12 protein-coding genes and 1 pseudogene are annotated in these 21,349 nt (G+C 64.2%); 9 read left to right on the plus strand and 4 right to left on the minus strand.

Annotation, left to right across the window (positions count from 1 at the left end; all coding sequences use genetic code 11):
- The first annotated feature begins 27 nt into the window (after positions 1 to 27).
- Positions 28 to 863 (plus strand): annotated as a pseudogene (locus tag ACFP3H_RS07450) (transposase family protein).
- Positions 794 to 1,363 carry a hypothetical protein gene (locus ACFP3H_RS07455; protein WP_378601404.1) on the plus strand — a complete coding sequence of 190 codons (570 nt, stop codon included), beginning with the start codon at positions 794 to 796 and terminating at the stop codon, positions 1,361 to 1,363. The pseudogene ACFP3H_RS07450 and the gene ACFP3H_RS07455 overlap by 70 nt, the downstream one beginning before the upstream one ends.
- A gap of 57 nt (positions 1,364 to 1,420) precedes the next feature.
- Here ACFP3H_RS07455 and ACFP3H_RS07460 read toward each other — a convergent pair whose 3' ends face one another.
- Positions 1,421 to 2,395 (minus strand): ERCC4 domain-containing protein, encoded by a 975-nt coding sequence (locus ACFP3H_RS07460; RefSeq protein ID WP_378601407.1) that lies wholly within the window; start codon positions 2,393 to 2,395, stop codon positions 1,421 to 1,423.
- A 778-nt stretch (positions 2,396 to 3,173) separates the two neighbouring features.
- Here ACFP3H_RS07460 and ACFP3H_RS07465 point away from each other — a divergent pair.
- Both ACFP3H_RS07465 and ACFP3H_RS07470 read left to right on the plus strand, forming a co-directional pair.
- The gene (locus ACFP3H_RS07465; protein WP_378601410.1) at positions 3,174 to 3,386 is read left to right on the plus strand and encodes a hypothetical protein; all 213 of its coding nucleotides are present in this window, start codon (positions 3,174 to 3,176) and stop codon (positions 3,384 to 3,386) included.
- Positions 3,383 to 5,656: an N-6 DNA methylase gene (locus ACFP3H_RS07470; RefSeq protein WP_378601413.1), complete on the plus strand. Its 2,274-nt coding sequence runs from the start codon at positions 3,383 to 3,385 to the stop codon at positions 5,654 to 5,656. The genes ACFP3H_RS07465 and ACFP3H_RS07470 overlap by 4 nt, the downstream gene beginning before the upstream one ends.
- An 18-nt stretch (positions 5,657 to 5,674) precedes the next feature.
- Here ACFP3H_RS07470 and ACFP3H_RS07475 read toward each other — a convergent pair whose 3' ends face one another.
- On the minus strand, positions 5,675 to 6,214 hold the full coding sequence (locus tag ACFP3H_RS07475) for a hypothetical protein (RefSeq protein WP_378601416.1): 540 nt from the start codon (positions 6,212 to 6,214) through the stop codon (positions 5,675 to 5,677).
- Positions 6,207 to 7,307, minus strand: a complete 1,101-nt coding sequence (locus tag ACFP3H_RS07480) for a helix-turn-helix domain-containing protein (RefSeq protein WP_378601419.1) — start codon at positions 7,305 to 7,307, stop codon at positions 6,207 to 6,209. Before ACFP3H_RS07480 ends, ACFP3H_RS07475 begins: the two co-directional genes overlap by 8 nt.
- Positions 7,308 to 7,379: 72 nt before the next feature.
- Between ACFP3H_RS07480 and drmD the strand changes: the two genes are divergently transcribed.
- Genes drmD through drmC form a run of 5 tightly spaced genes read left to right on the plus strand, consistent with a single transcriptional unit; the run spans position 7,380 to position 20,889 of the window.
- A complete protein-coding gene (gene drmD, locus ACFP3H_RS07485) occupies positions 7,380 to 10,550 on the plus strand; it encodes a DISARM system SNF2-like helicase DrmD (protein ID WP_378601422.1) in 3,171 nt (1,056 codons plus the stop codon).
- The gene (locus ACFP3H_RS07490) at positions 10,547 to 14,557 is read left to right on the plus strand and encodes an Eco57I restriction-modification methylase domain-containing protein (protein WP_378601425.1); all 4,011 of its coding nucleotides are present in this window, start codon (positions 10,547 to 10,549) and stop codon (positions 14,555 to 14,557) included. The genes drmD and ACFP3H_RS07490 overlap by 4 nt, the downstream gene beginning before the upstream one ends.
- Positions 14,554 to 18,171 (plus strand): DISARM system helicase DrmA, encoded by a 3,618-nt coding sequence (gene drmA / locus ACFP3H_RS07495; protein WP_378601428.1) that lies wholly within the window; start codon positions 14,554 to 14,556, stop codon positions 18,169 to 18,171. The genes ACFP3H_RS07490 and drmA overlap by 4 nt, the downstream gene beginning before the upstream one ends.
- Positions 18,168 to 20,177 carry a DrmB family protein gene (gene drmB, locus ACFP3H_RS07500; RefSeq protein WP_378601433.1) on the plus strand — a complete coding sequence of 670 codons (2,010 nt, stop codon included), beginning with the start codon at positions 18,168 to 18,170 and terminating at the stop codon, positions 20,175 to 20,177. Before drmA ends, drmB begins: the two co-directional genes overlap by 4 nt.
- Entirely contained in the window at positions 20,152 to 20,889 is a 738-nt protein-coding gene (gene drmC / locus ACFP3H_RS07505) for a DISARM system phospholipase D-like protein DrmC (RefSeq protein ID WP_378601436.1), read from the plus strand. Before drmB ends, drmC begins: the two co-directional genes overlap by 26 nt.
- A gap of 79 nt (positions 20,890 to 20,968) precedes the next feature.
- Here drmC and ACFP3H_RS07510 read toward each other — a convergent pair whose 3' ends face one another.
- Positions 20,969 to 21,289, minus strand: a complete 321-nt coding sequence (locus ACFP3H_RS07510) for a hypothetical protein (RefSeq protein ID WP_378601439.1) — start codon at positions 21,287 to 21,289, stop codon at positions 20,969 to 20,971.
- Positions 21,290 to 21,349 lie beyond the last annotated feature (60 nt).

A 21,349-nucleotide genomic window follows, 5' to 3' on the forward strand; every position in this document is an offset into this window, starting at 1 on the left:
ATCAACTTCACAGAGGTTCCGCGCTTGATGAGTGTCGCATACATCGCTGTCCTGCCGATCCCCGAGTCCACGGTGTTCCACGTCGCCGACCTCCTCGCTAGCCGTCGCCGTGATCTGGGCACCCGCTGGCGTGCGCTGACCTGCGTGGAGCAGGCAGTGCTCGCGTTGCGCTGGTTCTGCGACGCCACCCGAGTCGAGCAACTCGCTCTGGACAACGGAATCGGCCTGACTACCGCATACGACGCGCTCCACGAGGTGATCGACACCCTCGCCGCGCGAGCGCCATCGCTGCACAACGCTCTTCTGGCAGCGAAAGCTGCTGGACACGAGCATATTTCACTCGACGGAACACTGATCCGCACCGACCGCGTCACCGAACCGGGACTCCGCAGAAGGGCTCGACCAGCGGCAAGCGGGTTGATCTGTGGTGGTCTGGGAAACATCACGCCCACGGCGGCAACATCCAGGTCGTCACCACCCCGGATGGATGGCCGATCTGGACCTCGCCGGTGTTACCCGGCCGCACGCACGACGTGACCGCATTGCGCGCTCACTCCGGTCTGCTCGACGCGGTCATCGACTGGACCGGCGACGGCACCCCGGTACTAGGCGATCTGGGCTACGAAGGCGAATCCACACTGGTCACGGTGGCGATCAAGAAGCCCGCCGACCGTGACCTGACCGAGGCCGACCGCGACACCAACAAGTCCCACAACAGTCGTCGTGCCGTCGGTGAACGCGGCAACGCCCTACTCAAAGGATTCAAGGCGCTGCGTCGAGCCACTTTGTGCCCGTGGCGGATCAGCGCGATCGTCGCGGCTGCCCTGGTGTTGCTGCACCACCGACACCGCAGAACGACCTGACCGCGACACGCCGCTACTCGGAAAGGCTCACTGCCCGCGAGAACTTCGCCGCGTTGTCGCCACTGCACAACCGACAACGCCGCGCCCTGCAAGCCCGCATCAACGAACTCGTCATCGACCACCGCAAGCTCACCCAATCCCGTGACGAAGCCCGCCGCACCGCGAGATGCGCCGCCACGACAGCCACCGAACTCACCGCTGAAGCACAACAATCCGCGACCGAAGACGCCCAGCGCCGCGATGCTCACGCAGACGAAGTGACTGCACAAGCCGACCGCGCACACCACGCCACCGTCACCGCCCTCCGCGTCGAAATCACCGCCGAGATCACCGACCACGACCACGAGCAACAGCGCCGCAGCCACCTCACGCCACAACAACGAACGCTCGAAGCCCGCGCCCGCGAAGCGCTCACCGAGTCAACCGATGCTGAACCGGATGCAGAATTCCCCGTTGCGCTCGACGCCGACCCCGGCCACCAAGCAGACTTCGGGCTGTAGCGCAGGCGTGGATCTACGCCGAACGGCGCTGGAGATGATGTCTAGACCGGCGGGCGGTCATCGATGTGCGGCGCGCCAGGCGTCCCAGATCTCCGGGCGGAGCTTGCCTCGGTCGGGCACCGCCAGACTGTTGGCGCGTGCCCAGGCCCGGACTTCGGCCGTAGACGGCTCAGGAGCAGTGGGCGCCTGGTCAAGGTCGGTGGTACCGATATGGGGTGCGATGCGGGCGATAGTAGCGCGCTCGGCCTGTGCCCAGGTGTAGGCGGCACCAAGAAACCGGTAGGTCCACTCCTCGGACAGTTGCCTCGTCTCGCAGAACACCAGCGGAACGTTCGGCCACCGGACTTGTAGTTCGGCGAGCCCGTCAGCGATCACGGCTGGTCGGACGCGGTCGAGCTTGAACAGCGCCGAGTAGCGATCTTCCACAACCACAGCAGCACGAGGCAGAGCAGCGAGGTCGCCGACCGCGTACCGCAGAGTGGCACCGGCCAAACTGGAGACCAGGTCGGACAACGACTTCCGTTCAACGCTGGCGACCAAACGCCCGTCCAGTTCCAGCCCGTAGTCCCCACATGGCAGCGCACGCGTGACGGTGGTGACCTGCTGACCAGTGAACCGATACGGATACTGCTCACGCGAATCCACAATGATCTGCAGATCACTGACACCAGCAGCGCGAGCGGTGGGCGTGCGGACGTTCGGGCGGGCTTGCTTGCGGGTACGCGGAGACTGCCAGAACACCATGTCACGCCCCCGCGCGACGGTAAAGACCAGCTGAGACCGGTTCTCACGCCCCCGGTCCAGCACGAGATCGATCGCCGCCCCACGTCGAACGCAAGACCGAAGCGCGACCTGTTCGACGATCTCGGGATCATCGGGCCAATCCTCGACCGAGACAGGATGGCAGTACAGGGCTTTGGTCCGGGGCCAGGTTCCCGATGTCCGGAACACCAACCCGCCCGATAGCGGAACCAACAACAGAAACGGCAGCTTCGAGTCCTTGTCCGGGTTGACCGCGATCAGCAGCTCCACCTGGCTCAACTCCCCTCACTCGTGGGCATCGTCGTGCAACTTACCGGCGGCTCCCCACAGGGATTCACCCACTGTTCTGAACCGCCCGACGTGAAGCAGTGCTGTTCAACGCCGCCGCAGGGCAGGCGGACCGGGCAGTGGCCTGCTCGGCAACGTCGGATTCGCGGTAGCTGCACTCCAGGATTTCGGCGTTTCGATGCCCGACGGCGAACCGCACGACCTCCTGACCGCTACGGACACCTGGGACAAGTTCGGATCCGAGTCAGCAGGTCGTGTCGACCTGGGGTGCCAGGTCGACCAGCGTCGATCTGGCCGTGCGGCCAGGGACTGCACAAGCGACCGGGTCCACCGATGGAGTCTTCGCAAACAGCGCGGTCACCGACCACAACGGCTCGCCAGTCGGCGAGATCATCCTGTGGGTAGAGAAGGGATGGCTCAGCAGCATCGAATACGCCTGGTACACCAACGATCGCCCTCGCACGCGGCCCCAGCCTGCCCAAATAGAAATCCTCTGACCAGGACCTCTCGAACAGCCCGCCAGGAGCACTGCACTGGTCGCGCATTGCCAATGCGTTCTAGTCTCCTAAGCCTTGACGGTCTCCAGAGTTCGGCACTCCTGACCATGCCGAAGCTCCTAAATGACCTGCTAAACACCCTGCAAACGATACACGAACGCCACCATCAGCCAAGATCCGCCGAGAACCAGCTGTCAAGGCATGGACTAGTGAAAACCTATGAAGCCCAGTAGGTTTAGAGGCACCCGAGAGAGGGAGCCTCCATGTCCCACGTGTCGACCATCGGCACAACCATCGCCGCACTCGCCATCGTCTGCTACGCGATGCCCCTGCTGACCTACTGCGTCGTCGCGCTCGTTGCAGCACTGCACCCCGACGCCCCTCGCCGAACCTTCGCGCAGTCCCTGCTACCGGAACTGCGCAGCGGCATCCGCGCCAGTGGCGCGCTCCTGCGCCGCCGCGGTGGTCGACAGTGACCAACGATCACCGACCCACGTCACAGTTCGTGAACCGTGCCGAACTCGCCGACCTTCTCCGCGTCGATAAGTCGACGTTCAAAGTGTGGGGCAACCGTCATGGCGACTTCCCCGCACCGGTGGGCACCGACGAACGGGGTGCACACTTCTACGAGTTCGAGCCGATGCAGCGATGGCTCGATCATCGAAAGGTCTTGGCCAGCAAGCTTATCGATGACGAGTCTGTCGGCACCACCTACGGCGACCGGCTCCGCCGCCGGATGGTCGCGCACCGCACCCACACCTCGACAACCGCCGCCACCGTGTCGGCGACCCCGGCCGAGGAAAGAGCCGACGCAGACGCGCTGCTGGCTCAACTGCGGTTGTGGCCACGATCAAGCTCGAACCGCGGCGGCGTCGCCATCGCTGGGCTCGCAATCGCCTTCCTGAACACAGCCGATCCCACCGCGTTCCAGTCCATCCCGCACGCGCGTCAGGGCGTGCCGCTGCCTCGGCTGTGGTCAATGGTGACCGACCGGCTCGACAAGGCCGGACAGCGACAGGGCATCTCCGCGCATCTGTCGTCCGAACTTCGGACGATGCGGCCACCGTCGATTCAAAACCTCCTGACCGTCGCAGGCATCGCAGCGGGGCTCGGTCCACACGCGGCCCAGCGACTGGTCGAGCAATTCGACATGCAAGCCGAACTCGGCCCGACTCGCTACGTCGCACCGGCATCCGTCAGCCACCTGATGGCTGGTTGCGCAGTCGGCGCAGCAACAGATCGTCGTGTCACCCTCTACGACCCGAACATCCGTGGCGGCGAGATCCTGCACGCCGTCCTGGAACGGCTCGGTCCACACGTCGACGTCACCATCGACGCGCGCGCCGCAGATCAGGACCTGGCCCAACTGGCCGGGCTGAGTCTTGCTACGACGGGCTCGCGAACAACGATTTCGGCGGCAACCTCACCGTGGTCACAGCTCAATCGTCGATTCGCAAGCTCTGTCGTGACCAACCCGCCCTTCAACGACAGACTCGACCCGTCAACCCAGGACTTGCCGTGGCCCTACGGCACTCCCCCGCTGCACAACGGCAACTACGCGTGGCTGCAGCTGGCGGCGTCGGTGCTCGAACCCGGCGGCTTCGCATCGGTTCTGATGCCGGCCAAAGCTGGCCAGTCCAGCAATGCAGACGAGCGCAAAATCCGCACTGCTATGGCGCGAGCAGGCGTCGTACACGCGGTGATCTCATTGCCGGACAAGTTGTTCCGCCCCACCGACCTGCCCGCCACGATCTGGGTTCTACGCAGCCCCAGCACCTCACCCGCGCCGATTCGATTCGTCGACGCCCGAAATGCCGGAGAACTGACCGCAACCGGGCGTCGTTGTCTGCCCAGGAACGTCGTCGATGACATCGTCGGATACGTCACCGCTGACTCGAACGAGCGCGTCGGCACGCCGGATGCTTCCTGGCAAGGCATCGCGGTAGCGAAGGAGCAAATCGAACAGTTCGATGGCGCCCTCGAGCCCGCCCTGTACCTGCAGCCGAAAACGATGCCCGCTCCGAAGGAATTGCTCGCTCAAACGCGCAGGGTTCAGCAGCAGGTCCTGACCGCGATAGATGCCGCACGCACAACTGGCGCACGATTGGCAGCTTTGGATTTCCAACCGTCGCTGCCCGCGAACTGGAAAACCAAGCCGCTCAGCCACCTGTGCGACCTGCAGTCTGGGCCCCCGCCAGCGAAACTCAAAGCAGCCAACCGCGATCCGTCGGGTGTTCCCGTGATCAGCAACAAACACCTCAACGATGGCATCATCGTGCACACCGAAACAGACGGCGTTCGCGAGGACATCGCCGGGCGCATGGGGCGGTACCGCGTAGCAACCAATGACGTACTCGTGGTACGCACGGGCTCACTCGGCAGGCCGGCCATCGTCGGCGCCGATCATCGGAACTACCTCCTCGGATCGAACCTGGTCCGCCTACGCCCCTACGATCCCGATCAACTCGACCCCAGCTTTCTCCGCATCGTGCTCGGCAGCTCAGAGGTTCTGGCGTGGATGCGCAGCCATTCCGCGGGCACAGTCGTGCACTCGCTCGGCGCCGACCAGCTTCAGAAGCTGACCGTGGTCGTTCCGCCGATCACCGATCAACGCGCGATCGTGTCCGCAATTCAGGTAATCGACGAACAGATCAGGACGCTGAACCGCGCACTAGACGCAGCGCGAGACGCGCGCGACCACCTCACTGACGGCATGCTTTCCGGTGCGGTGGGAGTCAGTGTGTAGCGCACGAGAGGACGGGCATCAACGGCGCAGTTCAGCCAGATTCCTTGGTTGGCGGGGATGACGCCCCAGCGCTTTCATCAACCGCATCTCATCGAAAGCCATCTGATCGCTGATGAGACCTGCGCCGACAGCCGCGGCCATCAGATCGATCGTCTCGCCGGTAGCGATCCCCCGTCCCTTTGCGTATTGCACCGACTCCCGGTCGTCGGAAATCCACGATGAACCATTGAACCGGCCAGATTCGGCGATGAGGTAGCAGGTTTGCGCTTCACCGAGATGCTTGGTGGGCTCGTCCTCGAAACCACCGAACACGTCGAGCCGAATGTCCTCGATCCGAGATCGCGCCTTCTTGCTGTCGAGCTTGATCGGCTTGCCCAACCAGCCATCCGCCAGCACGGCCGCCAACTTTGGTAGATGCTTGGCAGATTTTTCCGCTTCGCCATGGACCGCTTCGACCCATCGTCCTTCACCCTTGAGCACGGCCCGCAGCAAGTTCACCCGGTCGACGGCGGCGAAGTTGCACAACACGGTGTTGTCAGGAAAAACGTACTCACTCAACGGCTTTCGTTACTCCCCCATCGGACTCCAACGACAGCCGGAGCTCGTCGACATCGATCTCCAGGAGGTTAGCGTATGGCCGCAAAGTCGTCTTGCCGCTCTGGTAAGCCGCGAAGGCGTCGCGAAGCAGTAGCCCCGGTGGCCGGGCTTGACCTGCGGCAACTACCCGGCGGGCGAAGTCGTCGTCACGCCCGGCGAGGGCAGCGGCTTTGACCGCGGTGATCGACTTCCATTGTTCGGCGACGCCGGCGTCGATGAACCGCAACGACTTCAAGCGTAACGCCAGCGCCGACGGCGTAACCATGAGCTCACAGGCCAGCGCGGCGAAGGACTCCGTTGTTAGACCGCCCTCGATGCGTGCGCGTAACAGACCCTCTGGCATCAGGAACTCAGCGGCAAAGGTGTTGGCGCACTGCTCACTTGGTTGCTTGCGTTGAGTCTTGTCGAAAACGTCGTTGTCCAAGTGCAGGCCCTGATCGTCGCCCGCCAACAGGTGGCCGAGTTCGTGCGCGAGCGTGAATCGCTGCCGAGAGGGAGTGTGGGAGGTCGCCAGCAGGACAAGCCGGATCTCGGTCGAGGCGACGGCCAAACCGTCGAAACCTTCCCCCAATGCGGCGACCGCGACGTCCGCACCGAATACGTCCTCGATCAAGGCAGGCAAGTCCGGCTCGGTCACGGACCTGGAGGATTCGGTAACGCGCGCGAGCCCCGCCGCCGCTAAACGCTTCCCCTGGTCTACGTATCCGCTGGGTTCGGAGATCTCTACTGGTCGCCATGGCTGTGGGTACCCGAATCTGGCGAGACCGTCGCGCATCCGGCTGTACCGCTTGGCGAGGCGCAGCGCGTCTCCGGCACTGCCCCCGGTGGTGCGGGCAGCCACTGCCAGCGGCGGGTCTATACCGGTCAACAGCCAGTCCACCGTCACACCACAGGCCTCGGCGATGTGCGCCAGGTCCAGGGAGGAGAATCGTCGTGCCCCGCTGAGCGACTTGGACAATTTGGAGTCGTCCAGGCCTATCCGTTCAGCAAAATCACGCTGGTATAGACCGGACGTGCGAATAAGCTCGCGCACACGCTCGGGAATCTCAGACACAACTCAAACCTAGCACCGATTGCGAAAATCGCAATCGGTGGATACGGTGAGCGTAGTCCACTGGAACGAAGGGTGTGGGGAACATTGCCGAAGGTGCCTGATCCGGGCCAGGTCGTCACCGTACGTGGTTCGACATGGGCGGTTACCGAGGTCAGGCGTCAAGGTCTGCCTCGCAGCCCGGCCGACGAAGGCGCAGCCCAGCTGACACACGTCGTGCAGATGCAGTCGCTCGAGGAAGACCGCCTCGGCGAGGAACTCGCGGTGGTGTGGGAGCTCGAGGTCGGCCACTCCGTAGCACCGCCACAGAACCTGCCCGAGACAATCACCCCGGCCGGCTTCGACGACCCGAACACCCTCGCCGCCTTTGTCGACGCGGTGCGCTGGGGCGCGGTGACCTCCGCGGATGCGAACTCCTACCAAGCCCCGTTCCGCAGTGGCGCGAATATCGAGGCCTACCAGCTGGAGCCGTTGAGCCGCGCGCTGCAGTCGTCGCGAACGAACCTGCTGTTGGCCGACGACGTCGGTCTGGGCAAGACCATCGAAGCGGGCCTGGTGATCCAGGAGTTGCTGCTGCGCCACCGTGCCCGGTCGGTGATGGTGGTCTGCCCGCCGAGTCTGTCGGTGAAGTGGCGCGACGAGATGCGCGACAAGTTCGGCTTGGACTTCGTGATCGTCAACAGCGAGCTGATCGCGGAGGTGCGCCGCAGCCACGGCCTCAACGCGAACCCGTTCCGCCTGTTCCCCCGTGTGATCGTCAGCATGGCGTGGCTACCCTCGCTGCGCGCCCAACGATTGCTGCGCGAAATTTATGCCGATGTCAGCGATTCCGGCACCGCCCGCCGTTACGCCTTCGACGCTCTTGTCGTTGACGAAGCCCACCATGTAGCCCCTGCCAGCCCGACCCCCGTCGGTGGCCGGCGAGGCTACGCCATCGACAGCAAACGCACCCTCGCGACCCGCGCTCTGGCACAGCGCTGCGAACATCGCCTGTTCCTGTCCGCGACCCCGCACAACGGCTACTCCGAATCGTTCACCGCGCTCCTCGAGATGATCGACGGCCGCCGGTTCACCCGCGGCGCCACCCTCGACGAGCGGGCCTTGCGCGAGATCATCGTGCGTCGCCTCAAGACCGACATCACCAGCCTCGACTTCAAAACCCGGGTACTCAGGAACCTCGAGTTCACTCCGAGCGATCCCGAGCAGGAAAAGTTCGCTCTGCTGGAACGCATCCTGAAAGACAGCGCTCGCAAGAACGGCCGCAAGGGACAGTCCGGCGACATTGTCTCGATGCTGCTGAAGAAGCGGTTCCTTTCCAGCCCATGGTCTTTCGCGAAGACCTTGGAGCTCTACGACAAGTCCGCAGCCACCGGCCGATTGCCGGAGATCGCCGAGGACGATGACGAGTACTTCCAGGAAGTCCTGTCGCTTGGTCAGTCCGATGAAGAGGAAGGCGAGCAGGACCAGCCGGAGTTCGTCACCCTGCGCAAGAGCAAAGGCTCCGACCCGCTCATCGCGGCCACCCCAGCCGAGATCGCCGGCCTGGTCGCGTGGGGCAGCGGCTACGAGCACCGCCCCGACTCGAAACTGACCGCGCTGATCGACTTCCTTGATGCCATCTGCCGTCCTGACGGCAAGAACTGGACCAACGAGCGCGTCGTCGTGTTCACCGAATACGCCGCGACACTCGAATGGATCGCGGGAGTGCTGGATCAGAAGGGTTATCGCGGCCGGGTCGCCGTCATCCAGGGTTCGACACCTGCCGAAGACCGCGAGACCGTGCGCCAACAGTTCACGGACGAACCGAACAAGTTTCCGGTGCGGGTGTTGCTGGCCACCGACTCCGCCGGCGAAGGCATCGACCTGCAAGACCACTGTCACCGCCTGGTGAACTACGACATCCCGTTCAACCCGTCCCGCCTCGAGCAGCGCATCGGCCGTATCGACCGGTACGGCCAGCACGAGCAACCCAGGATCTACCATTTCGCCCCGGACTCCACGTCGACCACTTACGCCGCCGACCTCGATTTCATGAGCCGGATCGCTGAGAAGGTCGGCAACGCGCGCAAGGACCTCGGGAAGATGAACCAGGTGATGGCCGCCGATGTGCAGGAGCGGTTCAGTCCCAGCGCTAAACGCCGCGCCAAAGTCGCACCGAACAGCGGCGAGGAAGCCATCTCCCGCGCCCTTGCCGGGGAACGGCGCCTCGGTGCCCGGCTCACCGAACTGGCACAGCGGTACCCGGAGATCAAAGCGGGAATGCACCTCACCCCGAACAACGCCCGCCGCGTGGTGGACACCGCGCTCGACTACACAAAACAGCCGTTGCTGATCGAGGCCGGCGACGACCGCACCGACGCGGCAGTGTTCGATATCCCCGCGTTGGGCCCGGCCTGGCAGCCGGCGTTGCGCGGGCTGACCACCACGCTCGAGCCGGACCTCGTCCGACCGATCACCTTCGACGATGAAGCCGCCCGCGACCGCAAAGATCTCGTGCACATCCATCTCGGGCACGCGCTCCTGCAGCGGTCGGCGCGAATTCTGCGTGGCGCCTTGTTCGGCGTCGACTCACCCGTCAACCGGGTCACCGCCGTCGTTGTCGACGACCTGCCTCAGTCCTGTGTCGCGGCGGTTTCGCGCCTGGTCCTGGTGGGCCGAGGCGGCTTGCGGCTGCACGAGGAGGTATTCCTCACCGGCGTTCGACTGCGCGGCCGCGCCATGGCCGAAGCCAAGGTCGAGGACGTGCTCGATGAGGCACTCGACGCCGAAAATCTTACTCTGGCAAGCGAAGACATCCGGACCACGCTGGCCGAACTGTGGAACAAGGAGGGCTCACGAATGCGCGGGCAACTCTTGGATGCGATCGGCACCCGAGCCCAGGCCCGGCAGAAACGGGTCGCCGAGGCGTTGCGTACCCGCGAGGACGACGACATCGCCCGAGCCCGCCAGATCTTCGAGAACTTCCGCGCCACCTTGAGCGAGTCCGTCGACCGCCTCACCGGCGAGATCCAAGCCGAGGAAGAGCTGATGACCCTGGACATGCCCGAGATCGTCCGCGACCAGCAACGCCAACGCCGCCACGACCTACGCGTCATGCAGGACCGCCGCGCCGGCCTCCCCGACGAGGAACGGCGCGAAGTCGAGGCCATCCGGGATCGCTACCGCGATATCGAGCCCCACGTGTCGGCGGCCGCCGTCGTGTTCGCCCTCACCCCCGCCGACGCCCAGCCGGGAGCCCTGCGATGAGTATCAAGCCCAAGCGCAAGCCTCCGACCGCGGCCGAACTGCACCGCGCCTGGCTCGAGCTCGTCGACACCGAAGGCCCGTTCCTGTCCGTGCCGACGGTCAAACGAGTGTGGCCGCAAGGCATGCCCCCGCTGGCCGACGATCGCAAAGCCGCACTCTCCGAAGCCAAGCCCGCCTTCGAAAAAGCCTGGGAGAACTGGGATACCTACCGCGATAGCGAGAGTGCCCTCGACCTCTATCGCACCGAACGCGACACCTGGGTCGACATCGTCTTGCGCGAGGTCATCGGCTGGGTCGGCAGCTACACCACCGAACACACCCAGACCGTCCGCTCCCCCGATCACAAAGTCGCCGTAACTACTGCCGGGGCGCTCGCCCACGGCGACCTGGTGGGCGCACTGGTACTTGTTGTCGACCCGGTCGATTCACTGCGCGACCCCGGCCTCGACGGCTGGTCCGACAGCCCGATCGACCGGATGACCCAACTACTGCGCGAAACCGGCGTCGAGATCGGCGTCGTCACCGACGGCCGCTGGTGGGGCATCGTCTGCGCCCGCCCGAAGGAATCAGTCGCCTCCGGGATTGTCGACGCACACACCTGGATCGAGGAACCGCAGACCCGCAACGCCTTCTTCGCCCTCCTCGCCCGTCGACAACTCGTCGGTGGGGTTCCCGAGGACCGGTTGCCGAAGCTGTTCGCGGAGTCGGTGAAGTCGGCCGAGGAGATCACCGAGGCCCTCGGCACCCAGGTCCGCCAAGCCGTCGAGCTGCTCGTCCAGGCTCTGTCCGAATCCGCGCTGACCGTCGTCGAGCGCGGCGAACCCGACCCGCTACCCGCCGACCGCAGGGCGGTGTACGAAGCCGCCGTCACGATGATGATGCGGGTGGTCTTCCTGTTGTTCGCCGAACAGCGTCAGTTGTTGCCCGAGAGCGAGTTATTCACGCGCGGTTACGGTCTCAGCGACGAACTCGACATTCTCGACGCCCGCGCCCGCGACGAAGGCACTGAAGCGCTCGACGCCACCCACATGACATGGCATCGGCTGCTCGCGACATCGCGGGCGCTGTATCAGGGAGCCAGCTTCGAGGACATGCGGATCCCGTCCTACGGCGGCTCACTGTTCGACCCGGAGCGTTTCGGATTCCTGACCGCCAGGGACGACCGGGGCTTGCTCATCGCGGTGAGCGACCGGGTCATGCTTGCCGTGTTGACCTCCGTCCAGGTCGCCGTCGTCAAGGGCGCCGCGAGCCGAATCTCCTTCCGCGACATCGATGTTGAACAAATCGGGTATATCTACGAAGGCCTGCTCGGCTATTCCTGTGCCGATGTCGACGAGGTCACTGTCGGTCTGATCGGCAAGGCGGGTTCGGAGCCGGAGATCCCGCTGCGCATTCTCGAGTCCCTCGCTGCCGCCAACCCGGACCCGACGAAGCTCGCCGCCGCCCTGATCTCCTGGGCCAAAGCTGACCAGCCCGCCGCCACCAGTCCCACCGCATCCGCATTGGCCAAGGCGATCAAGGCTGCCGACACCGTCGAGGACGCCGACCGCGCCTTGCGGGCCGTCACCACCGACGCTGAGCTACGGGACCGCTTGCGCCCCTTCATCAGTGTTATCCGCCGTGACTTGCGCGATCGCCCTTACGTTGTCCATCCCGGCGGGGTTCTCGTCGTTGAAACTGCCTCCCGCGCCTCGGCCGGGGCGCACTACACTCCGAAAAATCTCGCTGAAGAGGTCGTAAGGTACGCCCTCGAACCCCTGGTCTACTCCCCTGGCCCGCATCAGACCACGGGCAAGTGGAAGCTGCTGTCGTCGGACCAGATCCTGCGGTTGAAGGTTGCCGACATCGCCTGTGGGTCCGGCGCGTTCCTTGTCGCCGCCGCCCGCTACCTCGCCGACCGTCTGCTCGAGGCCTGGGAACAGGAAGGCATTGCCACCGGACCAGACCTGCGGACGAAGGCCATCCGGCATGTGGTGGCCTCATGCCTGTATGGCGCGGACATCAACTCGATGGCGGTCGAGATGTGCAAGCTGTCGCTGTGGTTGGTGTCGTTGGACCCGAAACTGCCGTTCTCGTTCGTGGACGACAAGATCTTCCACGGGAACACGTTGTTGGGGTTGACCAGTGTTGAGCAACTCGAGGACCGGCACATCTACCCCACCGATCAGCAGATCAGCTTCTCCGGCATTGACATCAGGGCCCGGCTTGACGAAGTGGCACAACTCCGGCGCAGTCTCGCCACGGAGATCAATGACCTCGAACCGCAGCGCTCCGCGACGACAAAACGTCGGCAGTTCGCGCGAACGCAGGAACTGACAACGGAGCTCGCTGATATCGCCGACGGTGTTGTCGCAGCGGGACTGCGGCTTGGCGGCAAACCAGGCAAACCGCTGACTGCGGCCTATCAAGAGCTCAGCATGGCTGTTGACAAGGCCTTCCCCACAGATGGCAGCGCGCCGGACCGGGTAGCGCTGGAACAGATCCAACGCGAAGGTCTGACACCAACCGTGGCGACAGACTATGCACGGTGGAAGCCGTTCCACTGGATTCTGGCAGTGCCAGACGTCTTCGAACATGGCGGATTTGACGCAATCGTGGGCAACCCGCCGTTCTTGGGGGGAAAGAAGATCTCCGGAGCGACAGGATCTAACTTCCGTGAATGGCTGGTCCATGTTCTAGCCCAAGGACATACTGGTAACACCGACCTCGTTGCCTACTTCCTGCTGCGTGCCGCGTCGCTGCTCAATCCGCGCGGCAATATCGGCCTGATCGCAACCAACACCATTGCGCAAGGCGACACCCGCGAAGTCGGTCTCGACAGCCTCGTAGCAAACGGTGTAACACTCACTCGCGCTATCCAAAGCCGCTCATGGCCTTCGGCCAGCGCAAATCTGGAGTTCGCGGCGGTATGGGGCACCAAGGAAACAATTGGTGACGATATTCCACGGATTGCCGATAATTTCGCCGTCCGGAGGATTTCGCCCATGCTGGAGCCCGCCGGGCGGGCCGAAGGAAACCCAGTGCGACTGGCCGAGAACAGCGGAATGGCGTTTATCGGCTGCTATGCACTCGGCATGGGATTCGTCTTAGCCCCCAATGAAGCCGCGAACTGGATTGCCACAGAACCGGCGAACAAAGACGTCCTCTTTCCTTATCTCAACGGCGAAGACCTCAACTCGCGTCCAGATGTATCCGCATCAAGATGGGTGATCGACTTCAACGACCAACCGGAGAGTATCGCGGCGAAATATGGCATGCCGTACGCGCGATTGCTGAACGAAGTAAGGCCAGAGCGACTGCGCAAACCAAAGGCTGTCCGCGAGGCACCCTGGTGGCTGTTTTTCCGTGCACGCCCAGCAATGCGAAAAGCTATCGCCCGGCTGGACGAGGTGCTTGTCATCACACGAGTCAGCAAAACCGTTATGCCGCTGCGTTGCGATACTGGACAGGTCTTCACCGACTCAGTTACCGTGTTCGCCACCGACTCGCTCGCTGACCAAGCCGTCCTCTCGTCCAGCCTCCACCAGGCGTGGGCGATTGCACATGGCACTACCATGCGAATTGACCCGACCTACACCCCCTCGGCCGTCTTCGAGACATTCCCCCGCCCCGACTCCACGAATCTACTTCACGTCGTCGGCCGCACCCTCGACACGGAGCGCCGAGAAATTATGCTCCGCCGGGAACTCGGTCTCACCGCGCTCTACAACCGCGCCAGCGACCCCGCCATCACTGCAGACCCAGATATCGCTCGACTCCGAACGATCCACATCGAATTGGACAACGCAGTGATGGCCGCCTACGGATGGGACGATGTCCCCCTTGACCACGGTTTCCACACCTACCGACAGATGCGGCGCTGGACCGTCTCCCCAACAGCGCGTATCGAGATCTTGGACCGCCTTCTTGAGGAAAACCACCGCCGCGCCGCCGCCCAACGTGACGCCCCCAACTATGACCCCTCGCTGATCGACGACAGCGACCAGGCCCTGGAAGGCGACGAATGACCACTCCTTACCTTCTCGCCCACGAGCCCGACGGCCGGTCAGTCACGGCTCGGGAAAATATCGCCGACATTCTCGAACGCGAACTCCTCGGCCCCGCGGGCGGCCCGAACGAGCTCCTCGCTGGCCCACCCGACTCTGCGTACTTGATCGGCCGGATCGCCCCGGTCCGCCTAACGGACAAAGGTTGGGACGACGACCCCGCAACTGACGTCGGCGACGAACTGGACGCACTCGCAAGCAGCGGCGTCCCAGTGACCGCCGTAGATGATGCAGCAGCCACCGCCGACGAGGACACCGCCGAAGACAGCCCGCAACGCCGTGGCCTGATCATCCCCGCGTCGATGGGACTGCGACTGCAGATCCCGACAGACCTGACATCGTTCACCGTGACGGCATCATGGGGCACCTACGAGCCCCTGCCGACCGAGGTCGACGACGAAGGTAAACGGTCAGCCCCCCGATTCCAACGGACCCCAATTTCCATCCCCAAAGTCATCCACATCAAGGACCTGGTCCCGAAAGAAACGAAGGCATACCACCTACGCGACACCGTAGTTCTGCGCGTCGATCGGTACGACGACCAAGCGCGCGGACGTCGGTTGATCGAAATCGCCTTGTGCAACGACGCGGAGACACCCGCGAAGATCCCCACCAACGCATGGCTGTTTCAAACGAAGCTCGCAGTGAGCGCCGACGGTGCCGAGGTGTTCCTGCCGGTCCGCGACTTGATGCTCGATGACGACAAAGAGTTCGATGACGAACTGCGGTTGCTGAACCTGCAGTACCGGGACCGGCTGGAGTTCGCAGTCGGCCGCACATGTTCGGTGGATTGGGATGTCGCCGAGAACTCCCGTCGCGCCCGATCGGTGTGGACGACGTGGCTTCCCACCTGCCAAACCCCGCAGACCAAGGCCGAGGAGATCAAGGACGCTCTGCTGGACATGGAGCGCCTGGCAACCGTCGACGTCGAGGAGTTGCGGGCCGGGTTGGAGCCGATCGTCACCGGCTACGCGACATGGTTGGACGGCGAACAGGCGACCGCCGAGCAGCTGCCCGCACACCTACGGACAGATGCGCTCGAAGCGGTCGCCGAGGCGCGAAATGTGCACGGCCAGTTGAAGACCGGCCTTCAGCACCTGATCGATGACCCGGAAGCGCTGCGGTGCTTCCGCTTCATGAATACGGTGATGGCCGAGCAGCGCATCCAGTCCCAGGTCGCCGAACGCCGCGCACAGCATTCGAACGAGTCCATCGCCCAGGCTCGCGAGGCCGTGAAAGCAAAAGGCCCACTGGCACATTCGTGGCGCACGTTCCAGCTGGCGTTCATCCTGATGCAGTTGCCGATGTTGACCGACCCGGCCGCCGACGGCCGCTCCGGCGAGTTGGCGAAGGCGCAGCTGCTGTTCTTCCCAACCGGTGGCGGCAAGACCGAGGCGTACCTCGGTTTGGCGGCGTACACCTTCGCGATGCGTCGCCGTCAAGGGGTGCTCGACACCCCCGACGGCCCGCTCGACGGCGGTGGCGGAGTCGCGGTCTTGATGCGCTACACGCTGCGACTGCTCACCGCGCAGCAGTTCCAGCGGGCCACCGCCCTGGTCTGCGCAGCGGAGATGACGCGCCGCGCCGACGTCGCGACGTGGGGGCCGGAGCCGTTCCGGATCGGGCTGTGGGTGGGTACCGATGTCAGCCCGAAGCGGTTCAAAGAGGCCGACGAACAATTGCGGAAGGTCAACGAGGGACGTGGCCACCGGTTGACGGTGCTGCAGATCCAGCGTTGTCCGTGGTGTGGCGACAAGATCACCGCACGCGATGTCCACCCTGACCCGGATCAGCGGCGGGTGTTCGTCTACTGCGGCGATGAGCTCAGCGACTGTCCGTTCTCGAAAGGCGGTGCGGCCCAGCACGGTTTGCCGATCTTGACCGTGGACGAGGAAATCTACCGTCTCGCGCCGTCCTTTGTGATCGCGACCGTCGACAAGTTCGCCAGGCTGGCCCGTGAAGGTGAAGCCGCATCGTTGTTCGGGTATGTCGCACAACGCTGCGACCTACACGGCTACGTGCACACCGACTACGACGGCTGTGTCATCAAGGACGGCAGCAAGCACCCGGGTACCGGCGCTACCACCCGGCCGACGACTCGGCTCCGTCCACCGGACCTCATCATCCAAGACGAGTTGCATCTGATCACCGGCGCGCTGGGCACCACCGTAGGATTGTTCGAGGCCGCCATCGACGTGGTCTCGTCGTGGCGGACCGCGGACGGTCGACCGGTGCAACCGTTGGTAGTCGCGTCCACCGCGACCGCCCGCAACGCCGCTGACCAGGTAAAAGCGCTCTATGGCCGCGACGTGACGATCTTCCCGCCGCAGGTGCTCGACGCGGGCCGGACGTTCTTCTCCAAGGAAGTGCCGCTCGACGACGAGAACCCCGGCCGCCGATATGTGGGCATCTCCACCACGGGTGTCCGGCTGACGACCGCCGAGATCCGAGTCGCCGAGATTTTGATGTCGGCGGGGCAGCTGCTACTCAACCGTTCCGGCGTTGCCGCCGACCCGTACATGACCCTGGTCGGCTATTTCAGCGCCACCCGCGAATTGGCGGGCATGAAGCGCTATCTCGACGACGACGTACAGGACTTGCTAGCAAAAGGGCGGCCGTGGTCGCGCAGCCTGCCCAAGCGGTACGGGACGATCGGCCAACTCAATATCACCGAGCTCACCGCCCGAGTCGCCGGCGCGGATATCACCAAAACCCTGGACGAGATGGGGATTCCATTCGATCCGGAGATCGATGCATCCGGGGCTTCTCACACCAAGAAGCGGCCCCGGCAACCGTTCGACGCAGTGTTGGCCACGTCGATGCTGCAGGTCGGTGTCGACGTGACCCGGCTCGGGTTGATGATGGTCGTAGGCCAGCCGAAGAACACTGCGGAGTACATCCAGGCGTCCTCTCGCGTCGGACGCGACGGCGGCCGCCCTGGATTGGTCGTGACTCTCGGAAACTGGGCCAGGCCAAGGGATCTCGCGCATTTCGAACAATTCCGGCACTATCACGAGACCTTCTACGCGAAGGTCGAAGCACTGTCGGTAACGCCCTATTCGACGACCTCGATCTTGCGCGGCATGGACGGTGTCCTGGTCAGCGCCGCGCGTGTCCTGCAGGCAGCGAAAACTGGCAGCCTGTCCGAGGAGACCGGTGCGGGCCGCATCGAGGCGGAGCAGAAGTTCGTCGACGACCTCATCGAGGCCCTGGTGGCGCGGATGGGCCGGGCAGCGCGCAGCGAAGACGCCACCCAAGCCGCCCACCAACGACTCACCATGCGCCGCGACCTTTGGCTCAAGCGGCGCAAGCAGGTGACCGACCAGATGCAGCCATTGGTCTACGAACGAGTCGGGAAGTCCACATCGGCCCCGCTGATCATCAGCCCCGAACACGGCAAGGCGCTGGCCGACAACCGGGACATGCCGCCCTTCGTGATCGCGAACTCAATGCGCGAGGTGCAGCCGGAGATCAACCTGCTCGTCAGCCCGATCGAAGAGAACCTGTACTACCAAGCGCCGCTGTCCGCGCCGAAGTGGGCCATGCCCGAGGTCAACGAGAAGGACGCCAAGTGACCGTCGAAGCCGACTACATCTACGACCCGAGCCAGGCGGTCACGCCGCTCGACGACGCGGACAAGCTGAAAGCGAAGGGCACCAAGCACAATCGTGCCAAGGTCGGTTCGGCACGACCGTCGTCGCTGCTGTACACCTACGGTCCCGGCGCGGTGATGGACCTACCGAACTTCACCATCATGCCGACCGGGCTCGACGACTGGGACAGGATCTACGACCGCCGCGAGGGAATCCGGACCATCCATGCGCCTCGGCTGCGCGAGGCCGTGGCCAAGCTGATGAAGTCCCGCGACGTCGCACTGCGACCACACCCCTGGCAGCCGCAAAAGCTCGCCATGTCCACCGAAGGCAATGACCTCGGTGTGCCCGCCCGGGTCTTCCCGCAGTGGCTGCGGTGCACCGGATGCGACCTGCTCGGCCCGCTCACCTTGTTCAAGTACAGCAACACCCACCCTTACCGGTCCGACCAGGCCACGTTCGAACACACCGGCTGCACCGGCCGCAAGGGCACGCGCAAGGCCAAAGGCCGCGACGCCGTCGCGGCCCGCTACCTACTGGCCTGCGCGGATGGCCACCTCGACGAGTTCCCGTACAACGAATGGGTACATCGCGGAAGGCCGTGCACGGCCGCCGAGGCCCCGCGTCTGAAGATGCCCACACGCACCGCGGGCAAGGGCGCCGCCGCGAGCATCGACTGCACCGCGTGTGGAAAGTCTCGAAGTATGAGCGAAGCCCAGGGTGCGGCCGGTCGTGACAAGCTGCCGAAATGTCGTGGCAGGCACCCGCATTTGGATGCATTCGAGCAATGCGGCGCGGACACCAGACTGATGCTGATCGGCGCATCGAACCTGTGGTTCCCGGTGACTCAGTCGGTCGTCGTCATGCCCGTAACCTCACCGGAGGAGCACCTTCGCGATCTCGCGACCGTCGTTCGCATCGCCCTAGGGCCTAATCTGGCCAAGTTCGGGGGCAATATCGAGGTTCTGAAAGCGCTGGTCGAACAGCCCGTGCCTGCCGCCTTCGTGCTGCCGGACCACGAGTTCGCCGCCGTCATCGACCTGGCCAGGAAGACACCGGAAGAACCCGAAGACGAGAAGCGCGAATGGGATCCGATCGAACTGCTCGTCCCGGAATGGAAGTACCTACTGCACGATGCCGTAGCCAACGGTCAACGTGACGAGGTCAGCGGCCTCACTCTCGCCCGACGCGAGCGCGGCCCCGCACTGCCGCCGCAGATCACCCGAGTGTTGGCCGTGGAGTCGCTGCGCAAAGTCAACGCCCTGATCGGATTCACCCGCATCGACGAAATGGACCGGGTCGATGACGTCGACAAGCGGTTCGTACCGTTGGCCCGTGCGGCGAAACCGAAATGGACTGTTGCCACAGAGGATCTCGGCGAAGGCATCTTCCTGCAACTCGACGAGGACGCCGTCAGCGCCTGGGAACGACGGACATACAACAGCAAAGTCTGGATTGCCCACCGCGCCGCCCACAAACTCAACTTCGAACGCCGCCACTCCGAGACGGCCGCCGACGTCAACCACGAGACCCGGCTCAAGCCACCCCGCTATTGGCTCGTCCACGGCCTGGCCCACATCCTGATCCGCGAGCTCGCGATGACCTGCGGCTACAACGCGGCCAGCCTCAGCGAACGCCTCTACGCCTGGCACGCCAGCGCCGACCGGCCCGCCGCTGCCGGACTCCTTATCTGCACCACTGCCTCCGACAGCGACGGCACCCTCGGCGGCCTCGTCGAACAGAGCCGACCAGCCCTACTCGACCGCGTCGTCACCAACGCACTCCGCCGTGCGACGCGATGCCCCTCGGACCCGATCTGCTCGATGCGGACCCCGCGTGCACCGGAAGACTTCCTACATGGCGCCGCCTGCCATTGCTGCGTGATGGCGTCGGAAACGTCGTGCGAACGCGCCAACCGGTTCCTCGACCGCCGGTTCCTCATCGATCTACCGGGGAGCAGCCTTGGATTCTTCCAACTCCCCCAGTGAGACAGCCCGACTGCTCGGTCAGTACCTGACCGGCACCGAAGCCAAAGACATCGCCGACCGTCTCGCCGCCGGCGCGACCATCCGCGCGGCCCTCACGGCACTATCGATCGACCGCCGCCCAGAAGCCACAGCCCTACTGCGGCAACTGGACCCCTCGCTGTCCGTCGCGGTGCTGCGCGGAATCCAAGGCTCGCGATCGACCGTGACGAAGCTCGGCCAGCTGTGGACCCTCCCCGGCCCCTTGGCCGACGCTGGGCGGCTCACGCCATCGATCGTCGAGCATGTCGACAGCGCACGCAGCTCGGTGATCTGCTCGACGTTCAACTTCCAACGGTCCTCGGGACTCTGGGGCGCGTTGCGACGTGCTGCTCGTCGTCCGTCGATGCACGTCAAGGTGTACATGGACGCCCGAGCCGCCGACGCCGGAGCAAAGTCCCGGTCGCCGAGCAGCAGCGACGTCGCAAGGCACCTCGCGCCCGGAATTGTGTTCCGCACCAAGGAATACGACGGCAAGTACGTGACCAACCACGCCAAGTTCGTCGCCATCGACCACCGGTTTCTCCTGGTCACCAGCGCCAACTTCTCCCACAGCGCCGAACACCACAACATCGAGTTCGGCCTGATTATCGACAATCCCACTCTCACCGAAGCTGTCGAGCAGCAACTTCGAGCAACCGAGATGACCGTGTACGAGCGCGTCTTTCACCAATGATGCACGGTGGTGACCGGTGGCGCACTCACCACCTGAATCCGCCGAATATCGGCTCATCGGGAACTCCATTCGACTGCTGTCAGTCAATGACGTCAGGTGATACCACAGATCGCCAAAGGCACTCCAACTCATCCTCCGGAACGGTTGGAAAAAGGACTTCGTCGAGGACCGACGTAATTTGCCGAGCCTTGGACACAGATAGCCCGTATACTTCATGCAACGCCTTGGCCACAGCAATCTTCATTTGAGGAATATCGCTGCCGCCTCGGATCATCGCTAATAGCTCAGTTAGTGTGGTTGATTCTTTAGGTGGCCAGTTAGTCGCCTCGATCCATGTCACCGGTCGCGGCATTGGATATTTTCCCGCGATGACCCAATAATCATCGTCTTCAGCCGTCACGCCGCAGTATCTTGTTCCGTCCATTGATCTGCCGACGAACTCCACGCTCCCCCTCGCGTC

It is taken from the genome of Nocardia lasii (assembly GCF_042658545.1).
Lineage (GTDB): Bacteria > Actinomycetota > Actinomycetes > Mycobacteriales > Mycobacteriaceae > Nocardia > Nocardia lasii.

What these genes read in the sequence shown, in the direction of transcription:
- drmA (WP_378601428.1), top strand. Translation starts at nt 14,554, where the DNA reads ATGACCACTCCTTACCTTCTCGCCCACGAGCCCGACGGCCGGTCAGTC.
- ACFP3H_RS07465 (WP_378601410.1), top strand. Translation starts at nt 3,174, where the DNA reads ATGTCCCACGTGTCGACCATCGGCACAACCATCGCCGCACTCGCCATC.
- ACFP3H_RS07490 (WP_378601425.1), top strand. Translation starts at nt 10,547, where the DNA reads ATGAGTATCAAGCCCAAGCGCAAGCCTCCGACCGCGGCCGAACTGCAC.